Source organism: Coprococcus sp. OM04-5BH, from assembly GCF_003482105.1.
Taxonomy (GTDB): domain Bacteria; phylum Bacillota; class Clostridia; order Lachnospirales; family Lachnospiraceae; genus Coprococcus.
In genome coordinates this window covers 1,194,953-1,220,712 of the sequence record NZ_QULM01000001.1, presented here as the reverse complement: position 1 = coordinate 1,220,712, position 25,760 = coordinate 1,194,953, and the positions used below count along the sequence as shown (strand labels likewise).

Genomic DNA, 25,760 nt, shown 5'->3' with positions numbered 1-25,760 from the left:
TATATAAAACCTGACACAAATCTTAATAAAAAGATAATAATTATAGTGGGGCTTTTGAATTGAAGTAAGATACCTTTTCATTTATAATAATGAGCAGATGGGCTTATAAATTATGGGATATTGATCATTGGATATCAAAACGATAAAACAATAAAACACAACCGAGAAGACCAGGAGGTATTACAAACATGAATATATTATTTTTTCTTACACCTAAGAGTGAGGTAGCTTACATTGAGGATACATATTCCTTAAGACAGATATTGGAGAAGATGGAGGTTCATAAGTATTCAGCCATACCTATCCTCTCAGAAAGCGGAGAATATGTGGGTACCATCACTGAGGGTGATATACTCTGGTATCTTAAGAAGGCAGGCATAGGAAAGATCAATGAGGCAGAGACCATACATCTGGATGAGATACCAAAGAAGTTCGAATATGCTTCCGTATCCATCAATTCCGATATGGAGGATCTTATAGCAAGAGCCATGGCTCAGACCTTTGTCCCTGTAGTGGATGACCACGAACGATTTATAGGTATCGTCACAAGAAAGGATATCATAAGCTACTGCTACAAGAAATTAAAGAACACCAATACCGCTGATAACTAAGAAGTAAAAAAGTTCAAAAAAGGACGCGATCCAAAGGTTAAAAATTTAAAAGGTAAAAAGTTTAAAAGGCTGCGACACATACAAGTGCCGCAGCCTTTTTACACTTCTTTTAATATATATAACTTATTATATCTTTCCGCTTCTGTTGACAGCACTTATAAGCGCCTGTACTGAAGCGTCGATGATATCATCCTTTATACCTGCACCGAATACCGTGCCATCCTCTGTCTCTATTCCAACATAGGCAACAGCCTGGGAGTTTGAGCCCATCTGGAGGGAATGTTCCTCATAGCATACAACCTTAAAGTCTATCTCAAAATGCTTCTTGATAGCATTACTTACAGCGTCAAGACGTCCGTTACCATGTCCGTGATATACCTTCTTAACGCCTTCTCTCTCAATGCTTATCTCTGTGGATATACCATCTCTCTGGATAAAGTGATTCTCAAGGAGCTTGATAGGAGCTTCAATATTAACATATGTGCTCTGAAATATCTCAAGAACCTCTCTAGGTGAAAGCTCCTTATGAGCCTTATCTGATACATCCTTTACTGTATATCCAAGATCTTCCCTGAACTTGGCAGGAAGGTCGAAGCCGTACTTTGTCTGAAGGATGTAGCCTATTCCGCCCTTTCCTGACTGGCTGTTTATTCTTATTACATCGCCATCATACTTTCTTCCGATATCTTCCGGATTAAGAGGAAGGTATGGCACTGTCCACATGCCGTCTCCCTGCTCTTTTCTGAACTTCATGCCCTTGGCGATAGCGTCCTGATGTGAGCCTGAGAATGCTGCAAATACAAGCTTTCCTGTATATGGAGAACGCTCGTAAACATGCATATTGGTCACTCTCTCATATAACTCTGTAAGCTTTGGAATATCGCTTAAGTCAAGTTTTGGATCTACGCCGTGGGTGAACATGTTCATGCAAAGGGTAATAACATCCACATTACCTGTTCTCTCACCATTTCCAAATAATGTTCCCTCTATTCTGTCCGCACCTGCAAGGATACCCAGCTCTGCGTCAGCAACTCCGCAGCCTCTGTCGTTGTGTGGATGAAGGGAAAGAACTACATTCTCCCTGTACTTAAGGTGCTTGCTCATGTACTCGATCTGGCTTGCATATACATGTGGAAGTGACATCTCAACTGTTGCAGGAAGATTGATGATAACCTTTCTGTCAGGTGTAGGCTTCCACTCCTCGATAACCGCGTTACATACCTCAAGAGCATAGTCTATCTCTGTACCTGTGAAGCTCTCAGGTGAATATTCAAAGGGATAATTCACCCCGTAGTCTGCTGCCATCTTATTTAAGAGCTTGGCACCATCAACGGCGATCTTTAATATCTCTTCCTTTGACTTCTTAAATACCTGCTGCCTCTGGGCAAATGATGTGGAATTGTACAGATGTACAATAGCATGCTTCGCACCGTCTATTGCCTTAAAGGTCTTCTCTATGATATGTGGTCTCGCCTGGGTAAGCACCTGTATGGTCACGTCATCAGGAATGAGGTCATTCTCTATAAGGGTACGGCAGAACTCATACTCTGTCTCCGACGCAGCAGGGAAACCGATCTCGATCTCCTTAAATCCAATGTCAACAAGGGTCTTGAAAAATTCAAGCTTGTCTTCAAGGTTCATCGGAACGATAAGTGCCTGATTACCATCTCTCAAATCAACACTGCACCATATAGGAGCCTTGTCTATGTATTCTTTGTTCACCCAGTCTGTTGATTTCTCAGGAGGCATGTAGTAGCCTCTCTTATAATGTTCGTAATTCTTCATTATAATTTGTCCTTTCCTGTTAATTGTATTATGTAAACTTTTTACCAAAAATGCTGCTTCATGATATTCTTTCAGATATACCATTACTTACTGCGGATTTTAATAAAATGTCTTTGTCTCTTCTATAATATTGTAGCTGCCATTGTTATATTCCAGTATTATGACATTGCAGTTCTTCTGGAGTCCGCCTGACCAGAAGGCTTCCATGCCGTGCTTTTTTACATGCATCATCATAGCCTTGTTGATGGCACCATGGGCAACTATCATGACCCTCTCTATACCCGGATCACCTGCCAGCGGTTCTATAACCTCCTCCATGAACTTTCCTGCTCTTTCACACAGGTGTTCCAGAGTCTCTCCATTGGTTGTAGGAGTATATAGCTCCGGTCTCTTGAAGAAATATTTGAAGGACTGGCTTTCGTCCTTTAGAAGCTCCGAGGCATTCTGTCCTTCGTAATCTCCGAAGTTCATCTCTCTTATAAGATCATTCTTTATTATAGGAATATCTCTGTCTCCCCTTATAAGGCAGGCAGTCTCGTAGGCTCTCTTTAAAGGACTTGCATATATCCTGTCTATCCTGGTATCCTTCAGGGCTTCCCCTGTAAGTACTGCCAGTTTTTTTCCATTTTCATTTAATTCTATATCGGTGCTTCCTTGAAGGAGTTTCTTCTCATTCCAGAAGGTCTCACCGTGTCGTACTATATAAATCTCCATAGCAATCTTCCTTTATCAGCTTTTTATCATCAAGATACTTCTGTGTCCGCAACAACATAGCTTGATACATGGAAGCTCTTGTGTCACCGGATATTCTGTATCTGCCAGTCTATAGGCTCTACCCCATGGGCAATCAGGAAATCATTTGTCCTGCTGAAGGGCTTGCTTCCAAAAAATCCTCTGTAGGCTGACAGCGGACTTGGGTGGGCAGATTTTATGATAAGGTGATTAGGGTTGTCCAAAAATGCCGCCTTCTTCTGGGCATATGAGCCCCACAGGATAAAGACTATCGGTCGATCCTGCTTATTAAGTATCCTTATGGCTGCGTCGGTGAACTGTTCCCAGCCCATGCCCTGATGAGAATTCGCCTGATGGGCTCTTACGGTAAGCACAGCATTAAGCATAAGCACTCCCTGCTTCGCCCAGGACTCAAGATATCCGTTATTAGGGATGAATGTTCCCACGTCATCATGAAGCTCCTTATATATATTCACAAGAGACGGCGGTATGTCAACTCCCGGCTTTACCGAGAAGCTAAGGCCATGGGCCTGTCCGTTATTGTGATAGGGATCCTGTCCGATTATGACACACTTTACATCTGCCAGTGGGGTCAGATGAAAAGCATTGAAGATATCTTCTGCCGGGGGAAATATCTCTCTGGTGGAGTACTCCTCACATACAAATTTGTAAAGCTTTCTATAATATTCTTTTTTGTATTCAGGTGCCAGCTCCGGCGCCCAGTCATTCGAAATTGCAGGCATAATGATCCATCCTTATGTATATAAGATTTCCACCGGTTTCGGGATATGTCAGAATACCCCTGCCTATGTCACCAAGTAATTTTATCACATCCTGTCAAAAAGTAAAGATTCATAAGCCCCTATAAGCAAAATATGAAAAGGCGATGATAATTTATGTTCATTATCACCACCTGTATGATATGTCTCATTATATAATTAATAAGTACTATTGAAAGCAGATTTGACACATGTTATAATCTTGGCATAGTGTATCGGGATTTGATCAGGATATGATTTTAATTTAAAGGAGAAACAATATGGAGAAGGCATATAATACAATGAAGAAATGCGGTGCTCTTAATATCGCCGTAGGTGTCATAATCCTTGTTACAGGTATCGTATCGGGAGTTCTTGTTATAGCAAGCGGCGGCAAGCTTCTCAAGAATAAGAGACACATTGTATGGTAATATCCGGATGATTTATCAGTGCGGAAGCAACAGATAAAAGCAACAAAAAGGAGAGACGTCAGGTCTCTCCTTTTTTATTGGTGGGTCTCAAGATATCTGGTCACATATTCTGCCTGATCCTCAATGCAGTCTGCCAGCCTCTTCATGGTATCCCTATATGGAGATTTCTCTCCCTTGATCTTCTCATGGATCGGCGTAAGTATATCTGTATAGGTCTGTCTGACTTTCTTCATTATCCATCTTCTGTCCGGCATATATACAATAGTCCTCAGGTTGTGAAGCCTGTCCGCAAGCTTCACAAGAAATGTCCTGTAGTCGCCATTTGCAAATAATCTTCTGGCATAAATTGAAAAGGGTTCTCCATCTATTCTGGTGAGAAGCTTCACCTGGTTCATAATATCCGGTCCAAATGCCTTCTCAATGTCATCATATGTGCACTGTGTATCCTCAACAGTATCATGAAGCAGCGCCATAATAAGAATGTCTTCATCCTGCACATCAAATTCGTCCTTCAGTATACCATACACACCAAGGATGTGCTCCTGATAATAGGGAACCTTGCCCGTAGCTCCGGTGCGGTACTGTCCCTCATGAAATCTCTCTGCCATGTCCATGGCGGTCTTTATTCTGTCTGATACGCCCATCCCTGTCTGTTCCTTTCATGTAAGTTTCACGCAAATATAATGTAATCTTTATGTAATAATGCCTGTAACATGTCCCTAGTTTATATCATATCAGGTCTCATATCAAGGACTTCTATTGAAAAGATTGTGTTAATTCTGTATACTTATACAGGCTTCAGATATTCAGTGCACATATCTGCAAACGCCAATAAACCGGTAAGCTTTCCGGCTTATCTATATATTTTCTAAAGAGGTACAATAATGGATATAGCTTTAATAATCACAGAAGAATTAAAATGCAGAAAGGAGCAGGTAGACGCCGCCATCAAACTTATTGATGAGGGAAATACCATCCCTTTCATTGCCCGTTACAGAAAAGAGGCAACCGGAGCATTAAACGACGAGCAGCTCCGTAACCTTGACGAGCGTCTTACATATCTGAGAAATCTTGCGGAGAAGAAGGAAACGGTTATCGCTTCCATCACCGAGCAGGAGAAAATGACTCCGGCGCTTAAGAAGGCAATTGACGAGGCAATGACCATGGTAGCACTGGATGATCTGTACAGACCATATCGTCCGAAGAGAAAGACCAGAGCTACAGTGGCAAAGGAAAAGGGGCTCCAGGGTCTTGCGGACATCATCATGCTCCAGTTCCTTGACCATCCTCTTGAGGAGGAAGCCGGCAAATACATAAATGCAGAGAAGGAGGTTCTCACAGCAGAGGACGCCATAGCCGGCGCCATGGATATAATCGCAGAGAACATATCTGACAACGCAGACTACAGAAAGTCCATAAGAGAAAGGACAGCAGCAAGAGGAAATCTCATCTCTACCGCAAAGGATCCTGAAGCGGAATCCGTATACGAAATGTACTATGACTTCTCCTCTCCTGTTTCAAAGATGACCGGTCACAGGACCCTTGCCATCAACAGAGGTGAGAAGGAGAAATTCCTTACTGTGAAGCTTGAAGCTCCTGTGGATGAGATCATCGGGTATCTGGAGAAACAGAACATCGTAAGAGACAACAAATATACAACAGATGTATTGAAGGCCGCCATCGCCGACAGCTATGACAGGCTTATCGCACCTGCCATCGAAAGGGAGATCAGAAACCAGCTTACAGAAGAGGCCGAGGACGGTGCCATCAAGGTATTCGGCACAAACCTCAAGCAGCTTCTTATGCAGCCTCCTATCAGTGGTCACACAGTCCTTGGCTGGGATCCCGCATTCAGAACCGGATGTAAGCTTGCTGTTGTGGATGCCACAGGAAAGGTGCTTGACACCAAGGTCATCTTCCCTACCGCACCACAGAACAAGGTGGCGGAATCCAAGAAGATACTCAGACAGCTTATAAAGAAGTACAATATCTCCCTTATATCTGTAGGAAACGGCACAGCTTCAAGGGAGTCTGAGCTTATCATCGCAGACCTTATAAAGGAGCTTGACACTCCTGTCCAGTACATAATAGTAAACGAGGCCGGTGCCTCTGTTTACTCCGCAAGCAAGCTTGCCACAGAGGAATTCCCTAATTTTGATGTAGGACAGCGAAGTGCCGCTTCTATCGCAAGACGTCTTGAGGATCCACTGGCAGAGCTTGTAAAGATCGACCCTAAGGCCATAGGTGTCGGCCAGTACCAGCACGACATGAACCAGAAGAAGCTTACAAGTGCCCTGGACGCTGTTGTTGAGGACTGTGTAAATAAGGTAGGTGTGGATCTTAACACTGCCTCAGCCCCACTTATGGAGCATATATCAGGTATAAATAAAACCCTGGCTAAGAATATCGTTGAATACCGTGAGGCAAACGGACGTTTCACCTCAAGAAAGGAGCTTTTAAAGGTTCCTAAGCTTGGACCTAAGGCATTCTTACAGTGTGCCGGCTTCATGCGTATAAATGATGGTAAAAATCCTCTGGATTCTACCTCAGTACATCCGGAGAGCTACGACATTGCCACTGCCCTTATCAAGGAGACAGGCCACAGCCTTGAAGAGCTTAAGTCGGGAAGCATAAAGAATATCAGAAAGTCTATAGCGGATGTTAAGAAGCTGGCAGAAAAGCTCGGCACAGGTGCCATCACCCTTACAGATATAATCAACGAGCTTGAGAAGCCGGCAAGAGACCCACGAGACGAAATGCCTAAGCCTATCCTCCGTGGTGATGTTCTTGAAATGAAGGATCTCACCGAGGGCATGGTGCTTAAGGGAACCATCAGAAATGTAATCGACTTCGGAGCATTTGTAGATATAGGAGTCCATCAGGATGGCCTTGTACACATCTCCCAGATGTCCGACAAGTACATCAAGCATCCTATGGAAGTGGTAAATGTAGGCGATATCGTAACAGTCAAGGTTATGAGTGTTGATCTTAACAAGAAGCGTATCCAGCTTACCATGAAGGGGATCCAGTAACAGCCATATGACAGAATTTGCAGTATATAATTTCTGCACATAAAATAATAACCTCCATATTATATAAAAAAGCCTAAATACAGGTATTTTCAGATATTTGTATATAGTCTGTATATGATATGGAGGTATTTTTTTGAATCAATATCAACCTTGTAATTGCAACCGTCCTACCTATCAGCGGCAGGCAAATGTTATGTACGGCAGACAGCCTAAACCGGCTATACCTAAGCCTTGCCTTCCTGACAACGATAATAAGTCTTCCTGTGACACCGCCCTTGCAATGGCTTTTGTGAAAATGCAGGAATTTGATCAGCTATATGACCAGTGTAAGGGACTTAAAGAGGGAACTATGTTTCCTGAATTAAATCTCATATTCTGCGGAAGGAGGGGCAACGAATGAGCAACGGCATGAACAGAATGAATAAGGGCGAGCTCCTTACCTTCATCGACGAGGTTACATTTGCCCTTGATGACCTGACACTGTACCTTGACACCCACCCTCACTGTGAAAAAGCCCTGGGCAAATACGAGACCTACAAGGCCATGAGAAATCAGGCTGTGAAGGACTACGTGAACATGTACGGTCCTTTAAACAGGTATCAGGTAAATGACAGCAACTATTTCAACTGGGTAGATGGTCCATGGCCATGGGAAAGGAAGTGTGATTGTTAAATGTGGATATATGAAAAGAGACTTCAGTTTCCTGTAAATATAAAGGAAACCAACGCAAAGCTTGCACAGGACATAATAAGCCAGTACGGTGGTCCTGACGGAGAAATGAGTGCCTCCATAAGGTATCTGTCCCAGCGTTATGCGGTAAAGGATAATAATGTAAAGGCTGCCCTTACGGATATCGCAACCGAGGAGTTAGGCCATCTGGAGATGATCGGTGCCATTATACACCAGCTCACGAGAGATCTGTCCATAGAGGAGATCAAGGCTTCGGGCTTTGACAAATATTATGTGGATCACACTCTGGGCATCTGGCCTATGGCAGCCGGCGGTATTCCTTTCAATGCCTGCGAGTTCCAGTCAAAGGGAGATCCTTTAACCGATCTCTATGAGGATATGGCGGCTGAGCAGAAGGCACGCTCTACCTACGACAACATCCTCCGCCTCTGCAAGGACTATCCTGACGTGTATGAGCCTATTAAGTTCTTAAGGGCAAGGGAAGTTGTTCACTTCCAGAGATTCGGTGAGTGCTTAAGACTTGTGACCGATAAGTTAAGCGAGAAGAATTTCTATGCTATGAACCCTGACTTTGACTGCAGTGCAAGCTGCGTAAAGCCGGTGTGCAAGGAGAATGAAGAGAAACAGATGTAAGGCTTTACTGCCACCCGGTTTCCCGGGTAAAGGCTGTCCTTTAGAGCCGGGAATTCTAGCTTGGATTCCCGGCTGTTTTTCCGAGTTTTTTCAGCACCGATATACTGAAAGGCACCGAAACTATAAATGCACATACGTCTGCCACTGCCTGGCAGTATTCAACTCCCGGCAATCCGAATATCCTTGGCAGTATAAATATCAGTGGGATAAAGAACACCCCCTGTCTTGCCATGGCTATGACCGACGCCTTAAACGTCATGCCTATGGTCTGCATGAGCATGTTACACAAAACGGTATTTGCATTTAAGACAAAGGCTACGAACTGGGCAATAAGGGTTACAGTTCCTATCTTTATTACATCAGGATCATTTCTGAACAATCTTATAAGTGGCTCGGCAAATATTATTCCTGCCACTGACATGATAACCAACGCAACTGTGGCAGTCTTCACGCAGAATCTGTAGGCCTCTCTTACTCTGTCATACTTTCCTGCTCCGTAATTGGTTCCGCACACAGGCTGGAAGCCCTGACCGAAGCCTATAAGGGCAGAATTGGCAAACATAGCCACACGCCCCACAACACTCATGGCTGCTATGGCTGCATCCGCCATGTCACCGGCGTACCTTCCGGCAGCAATGTTAAGGCATATTGTGGCAAGGGAGGCTATACTCTGTCTGCACAGGGACGGCACACCGCCCTTAAACATATCCTTGTAATATGAGAACTCAAAGGAGAAATCCTTAAGCCTTACATTTATGCCACACATTTTCTTATTCATTATCAGCAGTATGATAAAGCTCACCATCTGACTGATAACCGTGGCATAGGCCGCTCCCGCCACCTTAAGGTCAAATACGAATATAAGTACCGGATCAAGAATGGTATTTAAAACTGCTCCTGTAACTATTCCTATCATTGAGGAACCGGCGCAGCCCTGAAATCTCATCTGGTTATTGAGTACAAATGAGCCCATGATGAAGGGTGCTCCAAGAAATATTATGCTCATGTAGCTCCTTGTAAATGGAAGCATTGTATCCGTTGATCCAAGAAACTTAGCCAGAGGATTCACAAAAACGAAACCAAGCGCGGCAATAAGTATTCCCACCGCCAGGGATGAGAAGAAGCCTGTGGCTGCCATCTTCCTGGCATTATCCGTCTCTCCCGCCCCTAATTTCCTTGAAATATAGTTTCCGGAGCCATGTCCTAAGAGAAAGCCGAAGGCCTGCATTATCGCCATTACAGAAAAGGTTATTCCTACTGCTCCTGTGGACTGATTGTCAAGCTTTCCCACAAAAAGCGTATCAATCAGATTATAAAAAGTAGTTACCAGCATACTTATTATAGTAGGCACTGCCATCCTCGTGACAAGTCCCGGTATAGCTGCTGTGGTAAGATAATTAACCTTGTCCTCAGGGTTCACCTTTCCCTTTGATGTTTTTTTCATTTTTATCTGTCACCTCTTAGTCTGTCTGTTCATTAGTATATCCATTATAAATATATTTACTTATCTTACGATCTTCTTTATGTACTTATTGTACCTGTTTGTACTCGTTTAAGGTTTTTATGGCAATATCGATCCTCTTGATCTCTCCGGCACAGGTCTCTGCCCTCTGTCTGCTCTCAGAATAAACATCAGAGGCATTACGGCGTTTTCTGTCCATTTCCTGATATTCATTTCTAAGCTTTCTAAGCTCATCCACTTTCTTATTCCACATGTCAAGGAGCACTCTGGCATTCTCTATCTCCTGATTAAGCGGAGACTTTCCTGTCTGCTTCTTACGTCTCACATCCCGGTATCTGGATATTCCATAGCCTATGGCAAAGCAAAGTGCCGATATCATAAAGCCCACAAAAGGAATCACACCGGCGGCACCGGACACGGCTCCCTTTGTCATCCTCATATATGCAACCGGCATGTAGATAATACAGACAACACACACTATTATAAGTGGGATAAGAGCTGTTCTCACCCCTACCCTGATCCACTTTCTCTTATGATCCTTCTCTATCTGTTCCACGGCATGAGCCGCAGTCTTATATGCCAGCACCGCCTTACGCTCCTCAGTCCAGGCATTGTTCAGCTTATCAAGCACATCAGGATTTACCCTGTAATCCTCCTCAGCAGCCTTGTAATCCTTCATTACATGGCTGTTCTCAAGGTTGTCCTTCCTTGCCATAAGTCTGGCTCTCACCATATTATTTGAATCATCATACTGACGGTCCGACATCCTGGCATTGTGGTTGTAATTTATACCGCTTTCCTCTATCACCATATCAACAGCCAGCTTCACCCCATCGCTCTCAAGGGGATTTGCTGAGTTCATGGCCTCAAGCAACCTGCCGAAACCATTATATGTGTTGGCCTTCATATACCGGTCGTAATCGGTTCTTACAAATGCCTCCCCCTCAATACGGAGTATATTGAAATCCCTAAGTGCCTCCGAAAGCTCATAATTCTCCTCACAGCCGTCAAGACGCACGAGCCTTATGGTGTATATATTGCCGCTGCCTTCCTTTGAAAGCATACGTTTCAGGTCATCCTTTACCTCATCATTAGTACTGAAACGATGAACAGGATATTCTATGGTCTTATACTCCCTGTCTGAAAATGACACAAACTCTGTCCCTGTCCTGCCATTCTCTATATATCCAAGAACAAAACCATGTCTTCCGGTAGCGGACTCATCAAGAGGCTCCGGAGATCCGGGGTAAATGATCTTGTCACGGCATATAACATCATATCTGTGCCGCATGCCAAGGGCGATATAATCAAAGTCTGACTTCTTAAGGGCAGCAAAATCCAAAGGACGGTTTTTGCCGGAGCCTCCGTATGCCAGCAGCACATTTGTCCTGTTCCTGTTCCAGACCTTTATGTCTTCAAGCGGATCAACATTTGCAGTTTTCTTAAAACAGCTTACGCCGTACACATCAAGATCGTATTCGGGAAAATAAAGACAGTCTGTGTTGATATCTGCATAGTCCTGTCTTACACAGGAAAAAGTCCCCCTCTTATCAACAGGGCTTCCCAGTACATGAACATCAGCCTTAAACTCATAGCTGTTTAACGCCGAAGACTGATCCATGTAGTCAGAGCTTCCCGCTATATAGAGAACGCAGGTGTGATGAAGCTTCATAAACAGTTCATCCACCGATTCAAGCCTGTCCATATCAGGCCTGCCGTCAAAGAGATCCCCGGAAATGAATATAAAATCTATCTTATGGGTATTCGCATATTCGATTATTCTTAACAGGCAATGTTCTATTTCTTCTTTTCTGGCACCGCTCCAGGACATGCCATAGTCCGGCTCCATGCCCAGATGAACATCCGAAATGTGTATAAATCTCACGTCTTATCCTCATTTACCAGCTTAATTTTTTTAACATTTTAACACATTTTTCTTTCATAATCATCCTTTAATTATTGTCCTCTACAATTCATTGACTTTTAAAAATCACTATTCTATAATGGACAATGTTTTTTAATGGGTAAATATATAGTAATACAGGAGGAATTAGTCATGCCAGTTAAGTATGTATTTGTTACTGGTGGAGTTGTGTCAGGCTTGGGAAAAGGCATAACAGCAGCTTCATTGGGACGTCTTTTAAAGATGAGAGGCTACAAGGTTACAAGCCAGAAGTTTGATCCTTATATAAATATCGATCCGGGAACCATGAATCCTATCCAGCATGGTGAGGTATTCGTCACCGATGACGGAGCTGAAACAGACCTTGATCTGGGTCACTACGAGCGTTTCATAGATGAAAGTCTTAATAAAAATTCTAATGTCACCACCGGTAAGGTTTACTGGAGCATCCTCCAGAAGGAAAGACATGGTGACTTTGGCGGACACACCGTTCAGGTTGTTCCTCATATAACTAACGAAATAAAGTCAAGATTCTACAGAAACCCAAATGCTACAGAAACTGAAATTGCAATAATCGAGATCGGCGGTACCGTAGGCGATATCGAAAGCCAGCCGTTCCTTGAGGCTATAAGACAGTTCCAGCATGAGGTTGGCTCTGAGAACTGCATTATGATCCATGTTACTCTCATCCCTTACCTTAAGGCATCAGGCGAGCTTAAGACAAAGCCTACACAGGCCAGTGTTAAGAGTCTCCAGGGAATGGGTATCCAGCCTGATATACTGGTATGCCGTTCAGACCTTCCTCTTGATCAGGATATAAAGGACAAGATTGCACTATTCTGTAATGTGCCAAGTGAGAATGTAATCCAGAACCTTGACGTTGAGGTTCTCTACGAAGTACCTCTTGCCATGGAGAAGGAGAAGTTAGCTGATGTGGTATGCAAGTGCATGAACCTTCCATGTGTTCCACCTGAGGAGTCAGCTTGGCTTGAATGGACAAATATGATAAATAAATGGAAGAACGCCCACAAAAAGGTACGTGTTGCCTTAGTCGGCAAGTATGTATCTCTTCACGATGCATATATCTCAGTGGTTGAAGCATTAAAGCATGCCAGTGCTGCAAATGACGCCGTTGTTGATATTAAATGGGTGGATTCCGAAACCATAAATGATGAAAATGTAAAAGACGAGCTTGCCGACGTTGACGGTATCATAGTTCCGGGCGGCTTCGGTGACAGGGGTATTGAGGGCATGATCTCCGCAATACACTATGCAAGAACAAACAAAGTTCCATACCTTGGTCTCTGTCTTGGTATGCAGCTTACTATTGTGGAATTTGCAAGAAATGTACTTGGTTACAACGACGCCCACAGCTCAGAGTTCAATCCTGACTCATTCCATCAGGTGATCCATATCATGCCTGACCAGCATGCAGTTACTGATCTTGGAGGAACCTTAAGACTTGGTTCATACCCATGTAAGCTTGATCCTGAATCAAAGTCATATAAATTATATGGCAAGGAACTTATCCATGAGCGTCACAGACACAGATATGAGGTAAATAATGATTACAGATCAGCCCTCACGTCAAATGGTATGAAGCTTGCCGGTCTATCTCCTGACGGGCATATCGTTGAGATGATCGAGATACCTGATCATCCTTGGTTCATCGGAACCCAGGCACATCCTGAGTTCAAGTCAAGACCAAACAAGCCACATCCACTGTTTAGGGGATTTATCTCTGCCTCATTAAAGCATGCGGAAGAAAGATAAAGTAAAATTAGACGTGGTAATGACACGGAAGTAAAATAATTCAAAAGATTTTAAAATGATTTAGAATTAATCAAAATGATTAAAAAAAGAGCAGGCTGCAATACATTTTGTATCGCGGTCTGCTCTTTTTTTATTTAACTATGTCCAGAAGCTCCGTTATGGAATTAATGCTGGCATCCATTCTGTCTGCTGTACCAAAGCCGTATGCAGCATGGATAAATCTTATGCCTGCATAATAGGTACTGTCGCAGTCACCCTGGGTATCTCCCACATAAGCCGCTCTTGCGGCGTCTATATCATTCTTATACATAAGTATCCTTATGGTGTCACCCTTTGGCTTCTTGGTATCACCCCAACAGAGTATATCGGTGAAATATTTCCCAAAACCGTAATGCTTAAGGAAAGCCTCTATATAACCGCTCTGGCAGTTACTTACGATAAACAGCCTGTGCCCCTCCGACAGCTTCTTAAGAGTGTCCTCAAGTCCGTCAAAAAGCTTTCCGCCGTGAAGCTCCAGGTATTCATTTTCATAGTTGCCGCACTCGTCAAGAAGTGCCATTCTGCGCTCCTTCGAAAAATCTCCGAAGAACTTGTCTGCTATGGCGTCCATAGGCATCCCCATGACGCCGTATATGTCTGCCTCGGTAACTCTGAACTTTACATCATCATATTTATCCAGAATAACATTCCAGGAATCAGCAACATTCTTTGCACTGTCCCAGAGAGTTCCATCCATATCAAATATTAAAGATTCTATCTGCATATAAGTCTCCTAAAATTATTGTATTATTGTGCTTCCTCATAACAGGTATCGCCCCTCACATTACGGGTAACGCCCCCTCATTCAAGTATATGTTCCAGGCCCTGGTGCATGATGGTCAGCACATGGGCGTCCGAAAGGGAATAAAATATATTCTTCCCTGCTCTTCTGTTTTTTATCAGCTTTGCCTGTTTTAATATCCTTAGCTGGTGGGATATAGCAGATCCATTCATATCAAGCTTCTCTGCTATATCGCTTACACTGAGCTCCTCCTTCATGAGGACATGCATTATCTGTATCCTTGTGGAATCGGCAAATACCTTAAACAATTCTGCCAGTTCTATAAGGTCATCTACATTTGCATTTTCCATCTGCTCACTGTTTATATGTTCGTGGGCACAATTACAATGTTCTGCCATCTCTATCCTCCTTTATAAGGTTCCTGTCACAGGTGTCACATTTCGCCACATGATAATTTCATCACATAATAAATTCGTCAAAAATGCACTTGGCTATGCACAGTACTATAACGATAATAAGCATCGGGCTTATTATGCGGGGTGAAGCTTCAACACCACATACACTGCTGCCAAATGTATCGTCATCAACCGCACCACCTGTGAACGCACCGCCATCAACCGGATTTTTTTCTGATCTGCGGGATCTTCCCCTGAATATATTCTTAAGGTTATCCTTGCGGTTGTTTATGGCTGCAATGGCATATACCAACAGCCCTACAAATACCAGAGCCACCACTGCCACCTTGCCGTACACTCTTATAACCTGCCACAGGTACTCATCTGTTATGGCACTTTCACTTTCCTGAAGGTAGCCCTGACTTCCCGGCAGATTGTAAAATAGCTGGAGCAGGTAGGAAAGGCTTACGGATAAACCATTTATGAGAAAATGCATTTCCATTGTGGCAATTATACTGCCTGACGCCTCCACTACTATTCCAAATATTATACCAAGGATCACTGCATATGCCATCTGGTTAAAGTTCACATGCATAAGCCCAAACAGAAAGCCTGACATTAATATACCGCCAAGAGTATCCGTTCTTCTGTAATTACCAAGGATCACACCTCTGTATGCCAATTCCTCAACTATAGCCGGCGTAAGTGCCATAAGTCCCATTGCCGTAAGATAGCTGTATCCTGTCACAACCTGGGTGGCCGCGGCGGATATATAATTCTTAACAAACAGCATGGAGATGGCATTTACCACAGTCATTACGGGCTCTATGCACAACACAAGAAGCGGAATGATAAAGTAAGTTCCCACATGCATTTTATTAAGCCTTACGGTCTCCCTGAAATTCTGCTTTGTTATAACAAAGAACAGGATCGTAGGTATGAATATTATACCCTGGCTTATAAGGATGTTCTGAAGCATGGTTATATGCTCCAGCCATCCCGTATACACCGCTATCAGTTCCACTGCAATATATAGCACCATGAGACACGCAAAGAATATGGTGGCACTGTTTATCCTTTTATGCTTACCTGTTTCCTTACTCAACTGCTGCCACTGCCTCTATCTCTATAAGAACGTCCTTAGGGAGTCTTGCAACCTCAACACATGAACGTGCAGGGAAGTTTGTCTTAAAGAACTCCTTGTATATCTCATTTACCTTACCGAAATCATTCATATCCTTGATAAATACTGTAGTCTTAACTACCTTGTCACAGGATGAGCCTGACGCCTCAAGAAGATTTGCAAGGTTGCCGATGGCACGTCTTGCCTGAACCTCAATGTTGCCCTCTACAAGAGTATTTGTCTCAGGATCAATAGGAACCATTCCTGATGTAAATATAAATCCCCCTGCCTTAACTGCCTGTGAATATGGTCCGATTGCTGCCGGTGCCTTTTCTGTGCTGATTATTTCTGCCATTTTCTTATCCTCCTACTGATTTATTATTTTATTATGATAGACTTATCTGTTATCTCTATGAGTCCTTCCTTGAGAAGGTGTCCCACAGCCCTCTTAAAGGCATTTTTACTGAGACCGAATTCTCTCTCTATGGTCTCCTTCGGAGCCTTGTCATTGAAAGGAAGTACTCCGTTGTAGCTCTTGATTATATCATATACCATATCACTGTCTTCATTTATCTGAAGCTTGATATTCTTTGATATGGTAATGTCCAGCTTGCCGTCCTCTCTGACCTTTGCCACACGGCCGGACACAGTGTCTCCCACATTTATTCTGCTGTGTATCTCCTTTAACGGAATAAGTCCGTAGTACTTATTCTCCACAGCCACAAATGCTCCCATCTTAGGGTTAAACTCTATTACTGTTCCTGTTATCTCATCGCCTGCATTAAGATCCGCCGCAGTCTCAAGGCTGTCATACACCTTCATGCTGACGCAGAGCCTGTCTGATCTGTCCTTGTACATCTTGACCAGGTATGATCTTCCCTGGGTAACCTTGGTTGTCTGCTCCTTAAAAGGAAGCAGTATGTCCTTCTCCAGGCCCCAGTCCATAAATGCACCGATCTTGGTCTCACCTACACACTTTAATACTTTAAGCTCTCCAAGAGTGATATATGGTTCGTTGACAGTTGCTATGATCCTGTCCGACGAGTCCCTGTATACGAATACTCTCAGGGTATCTCCGGGCTTTGTACCCTCCGGAACCTGCTTCGCCGGAAGCAATACCTCTGTCTCCTTAAAGACCGACGATGTATCTCCCCTGCCATTCCACAGGGAAGCCCTCTCGGTCGCCTTCTCTCCAAGATATATTCCAAAATCCTTCTGCCTGAGCACTGTAAGCTCATTCCACATTCCTATATTTATCATTTTCGTCTCCTAATTTATATGTAAATAAACATTACCACACAGCTTATATCGTCATTTTCATCGGTAAATATTATCTGTAACCTGCCATCAGAGGATACCTGTCTGACCTTTACCACGTCATTCTTCATAAGCTGCTTCTTATACTCTGCCCGGATCTCCTTTATGTCCTTAAGGTTATCCGCATACTCCTCTGCCATGGCAATGTAAGCCTCATTATTCATGTGTCCGTTGGAGTCGATCTGGTATGCCATTACTCTTCTTTCATCAAGTAATACGCCCTCGCCTGTAAGAGCGATCTTCCTTGGTGCATATTCCATATCTATGGCAGGCTCCATCGGGTATGCCGCAGACACCTCCGGCTCTATACGCACAGGCTTCATCACCGCCGTATCCATATAGCTCCAGATTGATGCCCCATATACGATACGGTTTCCTGCTTCATCCAGGATATCTATGTTCCTGTATCCGAGAAAGCCCTTGAAGTCATATGCCCAGGTTCTCACCTTAAGCTTCTCCATGAGCACCGGATACCTGTCTACAACTATCTGCCAGGAAAGCAGGAACCACGCCCTCTGCTTCTCCTTCAAGTATTTAATTCCTATGCCCACCTCCTCAGACTGGAGTATGGCACAATCCTGAAAATAATTTGCAATGGTAGACGGACGCGCCGTCATGCTGCAGCCCAGTTCAGTGTACCTGGCAATAGCGTCGTAACTGTACACCTTAAACAACCTCTTTCTTTATGTATATGTATCATCTGCAAATATTTATATATACTATATCCATACTTGTTATTTGTATGTATAAACCCTGCTTTTTGAAGTATACATTTCATTCAGGTTGTTTGTCAAATTTATTCAGTTTGTTATTTTAATTTTTTTTCAAAAAAAAGCTTGCATTTTATTTTCTTTTTGGTATAATATCATTTGTTGACAGCACAGAGTACAAAAAGCTGTGACAAAAAAATAATATTGGGCTATCGCCAAATGGTAAGGCACTGGACTCTGACTCCAGCATTTTCAAGGTTCGAATCCTTGTAGCCCAGCTAAAACCTGAATCAATATGATTCAGGTTTTTTTGTTATTACAATATGCCTGTATGTTTGCGTTTGATGACTGTTGATCACCGGCCAAAACCTGCAAAACATGTTTTATCACTGTGTCACATATAATAAAGGGCAGAAGCCGTGCCACTACATCACGCACATCCTTCTGCCCTTTACCATTCATATTATTCGGTCTGCTATAGAACTATTTATCTTTTAACTTTTTTATAATTTCTATCATGTCCCTTACGCAATAGTCTATGAACTCCATTATAACCTCATAGGAGAATACCCTGGTATCCCTATCCATATCCGTGCAGTTAAAACAGTAGGCAGCCAGTGCCTCATCTATCATAGCTCCGGTAACCTTATCATAGCCCGGTATATGTATGTAATCACTGACATATATGTCACCCTTCGGTATCTCAGGCTGCACGTTCTTTATTATGGATGGATTTAACACATCATAGTCTCCGTAAAAATATTCTTCTGAGAAGAAGGTATTTAAAGGCACCCGGCCGCCACTTTTCATATCCACATAGGAAATGTCATCCCACACCTTTGTCTCACGTCCACTCGTGTCCCTGAATGTGAAATATTCCGGCCACAGCCGCTCCACATAGAGCTGATCCATCCGGAGGTGGGTGATTATCCCCATATCCTCCGGTGTAAGCTGCTTTCCTTCATACGCCTTTAAGACCAGATCTATATCCGGATACTTAGTTATAAGGTTCTTCTGCCACTCCGGTCTGAAGTGGGTCTTTTCCTTGTCATCGGTAATATCCGGCAGAATACAGCCAAGAGCAAAACGTTCATATAGCTCATATAATCCATCTTCTCCGTATTCAGTTTTCATAACATCAACTATACGTCTTGCCTCTGCAAGATGAATTATAAATCCAGGCATATTACTTCACTGTTACAGCCTTGGCTGCTGAATATGCACTGTATATCTTGGTTCCGTTGTAATTAACATATGCACGTACCTTTATGTAATATTTCCTTCCTGTTGTAAGGTTCTTGCAGGTATATGATCTTGATGATGAATTGCCTTTTGCAAGAGTTCTGTAGGTTCCGTTTGCAGTTGATGATACATAAACCTCATAGCCCGATGCTGATGTAACACCTGTCCACTTAACTGTGAACTGCTTTGAAGCACTGCTTACCGATACGGCAGGTGTAGCAGGATTGGTAATATCCTTAACCTGTGTTGCCCCTGAATATACATAGGTTCCGTAGTAGTTCCTGTAAGCATATACCTTGTAGTAACAGATTGTTCCTGCCGTAAGCTTCTTGCTTATGTAATATGTAGTGTTGGCATTCTTTATATCCGCTGTTCTCACATATGCCTTCTTTGCTCTGTCATATGTGTATACGACATAGCCTGTAGCTCCCGCTGACTTATTCCATGTAAGCTTAAGGCTTGATGCACCACGAAGTGAAACCTTGAGGCCTGTAACATTTGCAGGTCTTGTAGTTGTTGTATATGAAGTGTACTCACCAAGGACTCTCTTTCCTCCGATGGTTCTGTATGCTCTCACAGCGAATTTATATGTTGTACCCGGCTTCATATTGATATCTGTATGGGTTGTTGTGCTGCCTGATACAAGAGTCTTTCTCTGTACATACTTCTTTGTGGTTGTGTCATATCTGTAGAACAGATATCCTGTTGCATTCTCAACCTCATCCCATGAAAGTGTGATGGTGCTGTTGGTATTTGCTGTGCTTGTAAGTCCTGTAAGCTTGGCTGGTGCCGTTCCGTAATCCGCTGCCACAGGTTCTCCTGCGTAGGTTCTGCCATCCACATCTGCAAATGCCGCAACTCCAACCTTATAATCCTTGCCTGTCTCCAGTCCGGTAAATGTGTATGTTGTAGTTTCTCCGCCTACTGTTGCAGTCTGTGCAAGCTCTTCACCTGAAACGTCACTGATGTAGAGTCTGTAGCCGCCTGCACCATTCTGTGCTGTCCAGCTTACTGTAATGCTGTCAACTGTTGCTGTGTCAAATGAAGCTGTAATGTCAGCAGGAACGATCACGAAATAATATGTCTTGCTTCCACTGTAGCTGTTTATACCTGTTACCGTAACACTTGCCTTACCGATATTCGTGTTTCTTGAATATGTAAGGGTGTAGTCCTTATCCTTAACCAGTGTGCTGTCCATAACCGGTACAGGACATATCTGTGAGCCTGTATATACTGCTGTCTCGGCAGGCTCGCCCTCGATATAAGCTGATATGTCATTGCTTGACATATTCTTGATCTCGAAGTACTTAACCACTGATCCACTGTAATTGCCCATTGCTGTTATTGTCACTGAAGCCTTTGAGCTTGCAGTTGTGATATTTCTGTTACCTGCATAGGTGATGGTGTAATCTGTGTTCTCCTTAAGGACTATGCCGTTAAGGGTTACCTTTATACCGTCAAATACAATGTCCCTTCCTGTATAGGCTACATCATGAACACCTGTAACCACTGCAGAAGCAATGGACTTCTTATTGATAGTGAACTGTACACTCTTGTTTCCTGTGTAATTGCCTGAAGCATTAATATATACTGTTGCTGTCCCTGCATTTGTATTGTTGCTGTAGCTTACTGTATACTCAGTACCCTTTACCAGAGTATAGTCACCGAACTTCACAACAGGCTCCGGTACTATAGGTGATCCTGTGTATTCTACGTTGTTTATTCCTGTTATGGTAAGGTCTGATATATTTCTCTTTGCTATGGTGTATACTGCGTTCTTTGTTCCTGTGTAGTTACCCGCACCTGTTATGACCACATTATAGCTTCCTGCATTTGTAACGGCTGATGTGCCACTTACTGTATAATCCGTTCCTGCCTTAAGTGTCACACCACCAAGTGTTACTGACTTAACCGCAGGTGTATGCGCTGTCCTGTCATAGGTAACAGAGGTCTCCGCAAGTGTAACTGCTGCAGCGCTTATATTCTGCTTGTTGATGGTGAAGTTGAGGTTCTTGGTTCCTGTGAAGTTGCCCTTACACTTTATAACTGCTGAAGCAGTTCCTGCATTTATATTATTGCTGTATGCCACATCATAATCTGTTCCTGCCACGAGAGCAGCTCCGAGATATGTAGCTGATATGGCAGGCTTTATCTCTGAGCCTGTATATGTAACCGGCTGAAGATTGGCAATAGACACCTCTGAAATATTTCTTGGCTCAATTACAAAGCTTGCAGTTGCCTGATCCATGTAATTTCTTATTCCCGATACAGTAACTGTATATGTTCCTGCATCTGTTGCTGTTACACCTGTAACCTTATAATCTGTGCCTTCCTTAAGCGTCACTCCGCCGAGAGTAACTGACTTCACAACCGGTGTATGAGATTTTCTGTCATAGGTTACTTTGCTGCTGTCTAACGTCACAACTGCGTTCTTGATACTTGTTCCACATATAGTGAACAGGCGACTGTTTGATCCGGTATAGTTTCCTGTACCATATACATAAGCAGTAGCTCTGCCTGCGTCTGTGTTGCTGCCGTAGCCCATTGTGTAATCTGTTCCCTGAACCAGTGTGTATGTTCCGTGCTTAACCGTAACCGCAGGTGTAACAGGTAAACCTGTATATGGCTGATCCGGTATATCTGCAATCGAAAGCTCACTGATGTTCTTCTTGCTTATTGTGTATCCTGCCTTTGCTGTTCCTGTGTAATTTCCTGCTCCAGTTACAGTAACTGTATATGAGCCCGCGTTTGTTGCAGTCACTGTAGAAAACGTGTAATCTGTACCTGCTGTAAGTGTTTTTTTGCCTAACACCACCGATGTAACTTTAGGTGTATGAGCGGCTCTGTCATAGGTACAGGATGATGAATCAAGAGTTACTGTACTGCCGCTTATGGACGCCCTGTTGATGGTGAACTTCTTTGTTATGGTTCCATAGTAGGTGCCTTTTCCTGTAATGGTTACTGTACCTGCGTCTGTACCTGCATTTATATTCTGTCCGTATGAAACAGTGTAATCTGTGTTCTTGGTAAGTGTTGTTCCGTTATATGTAACGGTTACATCCGGTTTAAGCTGTGAGCCTGTATAGGTCATGGCACTTATGCCTGAAACAGCTGCACTGCTTAAATCTGTCTTTCCCGAAACTATTGTAAATGTAATGTAACATACTCCTGTGTAGTTACCTTCACCTGTAAAGTAAAGACTTCCTGTCTCGCCGATCTCCTTGGCTGATGTTCTTCTTACAGTATAATCTGTACCCTCTACAAGAGTGTAATCACCGAACTTTACCTGGACATCCGGCATTATTGTCTCACCGGTGTATTCGTAGGTCTGATTTCTTCTTTCAATCCCCACATATGTAAGGCTGTCCATCTGCTTTGAATATATGGTGAATTCGCATACCTTCTGACCTGTATATGTCTTATTTGTTCCTGTAACAGTTATCGTACCCTTACCGGATCTTACATTCTCTCCGTATGAAACAGTATAATCTGTTCCCTCCACAAGAGCTGTTCCATTGTACTCAAGGGATATGGCAGGTGTATATCTCTCACCTGAATATGTAAATGTCTTGGTATAGGTAGCTGTACAATCCTCAATGTCGATCATCGAAGAGGTAATCTTAAATCCACACTGGGCTGTTCCAGTAAAGTTTCCCTTAAATGTAACTATTACTGTGGCTGTTCCCGGATTGGTATTGTTCTTATACACCAATGAATAGGAGTCTGCAGAAATTGTCTTTCCTGACAGAGTAACTGTAACGGCAGGAGTCTTAGCCTGTCCGTCATATTCACAATCTGAAGCTGATACTGAAGCTGACTGTGCATTTATAGGATTAATCTTGAAGGTCTTTGTTGCTGTACCTGCATAATAGGTTCCGATACCCTCAATAACAAGGGACGCTGTTCCTGCTTGTGTATTATTTGCAATGGACTTGATCCGGAAGTCCTTGTTTATTGACAATGTCTTTGATGTTGAACCCAAGTTATTGGTCATGCTTACTGCCGGTGTTATAGGATTACCCCAGTTATAGGTGTAATCATCTATGCTGCAGTCAACATTTGCAATAGGACACTTATCAATGGTAAACTGATAATTCTCTATACTTCCCTCATAGCTGCTGCCGCAGGCATTTATGGTAAGTTTACCTGTACCCGGCTCAACATTGTTGCTGTAAGTTACAGTATAGTCTGTTCCCGGGACAAGGGTCTTTCCGCCTACAACCAATGTACACGCAGGCTTCTGAGGAAGACCTGTGTAATAGCAGGAAGTAACCTTGATACTGTCATACTTTGATATATCTGTCTTACTTGAACCACTTCCTGTAATAGTAAATGGTATCTTTTTCTCTCCGGTATAATTATTTATTCCTTTAATAACTGCATAAGCAGTTCCGGCATTAGTGTTACTTTCATAAGAAAGTGTATAATCTGTCCCACTAACCAGTGCCACATTTGTTGTGCTGTCCTTAACTGTTACAGTTGGGGTACAGGCACTTCCTGTATATGTATATGTGTACTTTGAAAGTGTGATATCCTGGCTTGCTATGTCTGCTGCAACAATATTAAAATACATAGTCTTGCTGCTGCTGAAATTTCCTCCGTCAAGGGCTGATACCTTAACATACGGGCAGTTCTCCCTATCTGATCCCACATAAGACTTAACTCCCATGTTGTTGTTGTACTCACCCATTGAGAAATCATAGCTCTTCTGAAGGTTGTACACATCATTATATACAGCAGTTACTGTAGGATGTACAACACTCTTGGTATATGGAATATTCGGCTTTGATGATGAAGAATATTCTACACCGTTTATATACCACTTAGCCTTTGAAAGAGATACCTTTCCGATGGAAAACTCTGCCTCACAGCTTCCTGTATATCCCTTCTCGGGAATACCTGTGGCTATAACCTTTCCTGTACCTACATAAATGTTATTCTCGTAGGAAAGTGTATAGCAGTCCGCTGATATGGCAGTGGCTGTTATATCTTCTGCTCCCCTTAGCTTAACTGTTGGATATATCTCACTACCGGTAAACGTGTATTTACTACCGATAATGTCCAACGCGCATTCCTTCTCAATGTCAACAATGGAAGCCGCTTCAACCTTGCCTGCCTTATAGAAGACAAAGTCACCTTGAAGCACCACTGTAAGTGCCATGAGCACTGACATGAGGAATGCCAAAATCCTCTTACCTGTCTTGCTGTTCATAAATCTTCCCCTTTCTGTTGAACATCAGCCAGCCTAAATCTCAGGCTGCTCGTTCGTTTTAGGCTGTGACCTTTCATCACATAATGCCCACTCATCTTAAATTTTAACAAATCAAGGGGGAATATTCAACAGCAACCTATACAATATTGACAATACTTTGCTAAATCTAAAAGAAAAAAATCACACAAAAAAAGCCATGAGAAAACCTCACAGCTCTTCTTTGTATAAATATTTTGTGAAAAAAACAAGTTGAAGCGTAAGGACTATTAGCAGCTTCAAATCCTGTAACAAAAATGTAACATATTTTTAAATGTATTGCAATCCCAAATCATCAAAAAACAAAAGTTTTTTTGCGTTTTCTCCCAAGATCATGTTTTTTTCGTCATTTGTAAGCCCTATATTTTGTATCATTCTAACTGAGTATTCCTGATCGGCCCACGGGCTGTCAGTTCCGAATAACACATGTTCCGCACCATGCCTTTTTACAAGCCTTACGAATTTTCCAGGATCAAGCAGTCTCCAGTCTCCGGTCCTGCCCTCTACCCAATCAATATCTCCCACTGAAAATGCCGTGTCAAAGAACACATCCCTGCCACACAGCTTCTCATAAACCTCGTCCCACATATTCCAGCCCCCCATGTGGGCAAGTATAAGCTTGTCAGGCTTAACATCATCCAGCACATTACATACCATATCAGGTGTACAATGCACCACCTGGGGCAGTCCTATATCTGTACCTGCATGTACCACGACCGCCAGACCCAGTTCAGTAGCGTAGCTTATGATCCGTTTACACTTTATGTCGTCAAAGAACACATTCTGATAATCCGGATGGAGCTTTATGCCCTTAAGCCCTTCTCTACTTACAAAATTAAGGATTTCCTTGTAATTATCATTTTCCGGGTGAATACCTCCAAAGGAGAATATTCCCCTTCCGTTAAATTGGGCACTTACAGCAGCTGCCACATCATTGATATGTTCCGTCTGCTTAGGTGACGTCACCACCGGAAGTACAACAGATATGTCAATACCTGCATTTGCCGTTGATAACTTAAGTCCCCCAAGGGTACCATCTGTATGAGCCTTTGCACCGGAGCGTCCCACCAGAAGTTCAACAGCCTTCCCCGCAATTTTCTCAGGATAGGTATGTGTGTGTATGTCAATAATCAT

22 protein-coding genes and 1 tRNA gene are annotated in these 25,760 nt (G+C 43.0%); 8 read left to right on the top strand and 15 right to left on the bottom strand.

Going from position 1 to position 25,760, the window contains the following annotated elements:
• Nucleotides 1–188: 188 nt before the first annotated feature.
• Nucleotides 189–611, top strand: a complete 423-nt coding sequence (locus DXB54_RS05450; RefSeq protein WP_021937774.1) for a CBS domain-containing protein — start codon at nucleotides 189–191, stop codon at nucleotides 609–611.
• A gap of 126 nt (nucleotides 612–737) precedes the next feature.
• Here the strand turns inward: DXB54_RS05450 and DXB54_RS05445 are convergent, their stop codons facing one another.
• The 3 genes from DXB54_RS05445 to DXB54_RS05435 form a co-directional block, all read right to left on the bottom strand.
• Nucleotides 738–2,396 (bottom strand): 2-isopropylmalate synthase, encoded by a 1,659-nt coding sequence (locus tag DXB54_RS05445; protein WP_118694461.1) that lies wholly within the window; start codon nucleotides 2,394–2,396, stop codon nucleotides 738–740.
• A gap of 99 nt (nucleotides 2,397–2,495) precedes the next feature.
• The gene (locus DXB54_RS05440) at nucleotides 2,496–3,110 is read right to left on the bottom strand and encodes a histidine phosphatase family protein (RefSeq protein WP_021937776.1); all 615 of its coding nucleotides are present in this window, start codon (nucleotides 3,108–3,110) and stop codon (nucleotides 2,496–2,498) included.
• Nucleotides 3,111–3,193: 83 nt separating this feature from the next.
• Nucleotides 3,194–3,871, bottom strand: coding sequence for a uracil-DNA glycosylase (locus tag DXB54_RS05435; RefSeq protein WP_118694460.1), 678 nt, complete (start codon nucleotides 3,869–3,871; stop codon nucleotides 3,194–3,196).
• A gap of 296 nt (nucleotides 3,872–4,167) precedes the next feature.
• Between DXB54_RS05435 and DXB54_RS11970 the strand changes: the two genes are divergently transcribed.
• Nucleotides 4,168–4,317 (top strand): hypothetical protein, encoded by a 150-nt coding sequence (locus tag DXB54_RS11970; RefSeq protein ID WP_021937778.1) that lies wholly within the window; start codon nucleotides 4,168–4,170, stop codon nucleotides 4,315–4,317.
• 74 nt (nucleotides 4,318–4,391) lie between these two features.
• Here the strand turns inward: DXB54_RS11970 and DXB54_RS05430 are convergent, their stop codons facing one another.
• Nucleotides 4,392–4,961, bottom strand: a complete 570-nt coding sequence (locus DXB54_RS05430) for an HD domain-containing protein (RefSeq protein ID WP_021937779.1) — start codon at nucleotides 4,959–4,961, stop codon at nucleotides 4,392–4,394.
• Nucleotides 4,962–5,201: 240 nt separating this feature from the next.
• Here DXB54_RS05430 and DXB54_RS05425 point away from each other — a divergent pair, with 240 nt between their 5' ends.
• The 4 genes from DXB54_RS05425 (at nucleotide 5,202) to DXB54_RS05410 (ending at nucleotide 8,672) form a co-directional block, all read left to right on the top strand.
• On the top strand, nucleotides 5,202–7,349 hold the full coding sequence (locus DXB54_RS05425) for a Tex family protein (RefSeq protein ID WP_118694459.1): 2,148 nt from the start codon (nucleotides 5,202–5,204) through the stop codon (nucleotides 7,347–7,349).
• 133 nt (nucleotides 7,350–7,482) lie between these two features.
• Nucleotides 7,483–7,749 carry a spore coat associated protein CotJA gene (locus DXB54_RS05420; protein WP_021937781.1) on the top strand — a complete coding sequence of 89 codons (267 nt, stop codon included), beginning with the start codon at nucleotides 7,483–7,485 and terminating at the stop codon, nucleotides 7,747–7,749.
• The gene (locus tag DXB54_RS05415) at nucleotides 7,746–8,021 is read left to right on the top strand and encodes a spore coat protein CotJB (RefSeq protein ID WP_243104743.1); all 276 of its coding nucleotides are present in this window, start codon (nucleotides 7,746–7,748) and stop codon (nucleotides 8,019–8,021) included. Before DXB54_RS05420 ends, DXB54_RS05415 begins: the two co-directional genes overlap by 4 nt.
• Nucleotides 8,022–8,672, top strand: coding sequence for a manganese catalase family protein (locus DXB54_RS05410; RefSeq protein ID WP_118694457.1), 651 nt, complete (start codon nucleotides 8,022–8,024; stop codon nucleotides 8,670–8,672). It abuts the gene before it with no gap.
• 55 nt (nucleotides 8,673–8,727) lie between these two features.
• Here the strand turns inward: DXB54_RS05410 and DXB54_RS05405 are convergent, their stop codons facing one another.
• Together DXB54_RS05405 and DXB54_RS05400 are read right to left on the bottom strand one after the other, a co-directional pair.
• Complete coding sequence (locus DXB54_RS05405) at nucleotides 8,728–10,116, bottom strand: MATE family efflux transporter (protein ID WP_118694456.1); 1,389 nt, start codon at nucleotides 10,114–10,116, stop codon at nucleotides 8,728–8,730.
• A gap of 85 nt (nucleotides 10,117–10,201) precedes the next feature.
• Nucleotides 10,202–12,019, bottom strand: a complete 1,818-nt coding sequence (locus tag DXB54_RS05400; RefSeq protein WP_118694455.1) for a metallophosphoesterase family protein — start codon at nucleotides 12,017–12,019, stop codon at nucleotides 10,202–10,204.
• 171 nt (nucleotides 12,020–12,190) lie between these two features.
• Here DXB54_RS05400 and DXB54_RS05395 point away from each other — a divergent pair, with 171 nt between their 5' ends.
• A complete protein-coding gene (locus DXB54_RS05395; protein WP_021937786.1) occupies nucleotides 12,191–13,810 on the top strand; it encodes a CTP synthase in 1,620 nt (539 codons plus the stop codon).
• A 130-nt stretch (nucleotides 13,811–13,940) separates the two neighbouring features.
• On the opposite strand, the gene DXB54_RS05390 is transcribed toward DXB54_RS05395, so the two are convergent.
• The 6 genes from DXB54_RS05390 to DXB54_RS05365 all read right to left on the bottom strand — a co-directional run bounded on the left by DXB54_RS05390 (nucleotide 13,941) and on the right by DXB54_RS05365 (nucleotide 18,091).
• Nucleotides 13,941–14,573: an HAD family hydrolase gene (locus DXB54_RS05390; protein WP_118694454.1), complete on the bottom strand. Its 633-nt coding sequence runs from the start codon at nucleotides 14,571–14,573 to the stop codon at nucleotides 13,941–13,943.
• 77 nt (nucleotides 14,574–14,650) lie between these two features.
• The gene (locus DXB54_RS05385; RefSeq protein ID WP_021937788.1) at nucleotides 14,651–14,989 is read right to left on the bottom strand and encodes an ArsR/SmtB family transcription factor; all 339 of its coding nucleotides are present in this window, start codon (nucleotides 14,987–14,989) and stop codon (nucleotides 14,651–14,653) included.
• Between the two features lie 61 nt (nucleotides 14,990–15,050).
• The gene (locus DXB54_RS05380) at nucleotides 15,051–16,091 is read right to left on the bottom strand and encodes a CPBP family intramembrane glutamic endopeptidase (RefSeq protein ID WP_118694453.1); all 1,041 of its coding nucleotides are present in this window, start codon (nucleotides 16,089–16,091) and stop codon (nucleotides 15,051–15,053) included.
• The gene (locus DXB54_RS05375; RefSeq protein ID WP_021937790.1) at nucleotides 16,084–16,464 is read right to left on the bottom strand and encodes a RidA family protein; all 381 of its coding nucleotides are present in this window, start codon (nucleotides 16,462–16,464) and stop codon (nucleotides 16,084–16,086) included. The genes DXB54_RS05380 and DXB54_RS05375 overlap by 8 nt, the downstream gene beginning before the upstream one ends.
• 23 nt (nucleotides 16,465–16,487) lie before the next feature.
• Nucleotides 16,488–17,369 carry a CvfB family protein gene (locus DXB54_RS05370; RefSeq protein ID WP_118694452.1) on the bottom strand — a complete coding sequence of 294 codons (882 nt, stop codon included), beginning with the start codon at nucleotides 17,367–17,369 and terminating at the stop codon, nucleotides 16,488–16,490.
• 14 nt (nucleotides 17,370–17,383) lie between these two features.
• Entirely contained in the window at nucleotides 17,384–18,091 is a 708-nt protein-coding gene (locus DXB54_RS05365) for an acyl-[acyl-carrier-protein] thioesterase (RefSeq protein ID WP_118694451.1), read from the bottom strand.
• Nucleotides 18,092–18,341: 250 nt separating this feature from the next.
• Here DXB54_RS05365 and DXB54_RS05360 point away from each other — a divergent pair.
• Nucleotides 18,342–18,414: transfer RNA gene (locus DXB54_RS05360), tRNA-Gln, on the top strand.
• Between the two features lie 205 nt (nucleotides 18,415–18,619).
• Here DXB54_RS05360 and DXB54_RS05355 read toward each other — a convergent pair.
• From DXB54_RS05355 to DXB54_RS05345, 3 genes are all read right to left on the bottom strand, one after another.
• A complete protein-coding gene (locus DXB54_RS05355; RefSeq protein ID WP_021937793.1) occupies nucleotides 18,620–19,321 on the bottom strand; it encodes a hypothetical protein in 702 nt (233 codons plus the stop codon).
• A 1-nt stretch (nucleotide 19,322) separates the two neighbouring features.
• Nucleotides 19,323–24,590 carry a fibronectin type III domain-containing protein gene (locus tag DXB54_RS05350; protein WP_118694450.1) on the bottom strand — a complete coding sequence of 1,756 codons (5,268 nt, stop codon included), beginning with the start codon at nucleotides 24,588–24,590 and terminating at the stop codon, nucleotides 19,323–19,325.
• A 306-nt stretch (nucleotides 24,591–24,896) separates the two neighbouring features.
• Complete coding sequence (locus DXB54_RS05345; protein WP_118694449.1) at nucleotides 24,897–25,760, bottom strand: amidohydrolase family protein; 864 nt, start codon at nucleotides 25,758–25,760, stop codon at nucleotides 24,897–24,899.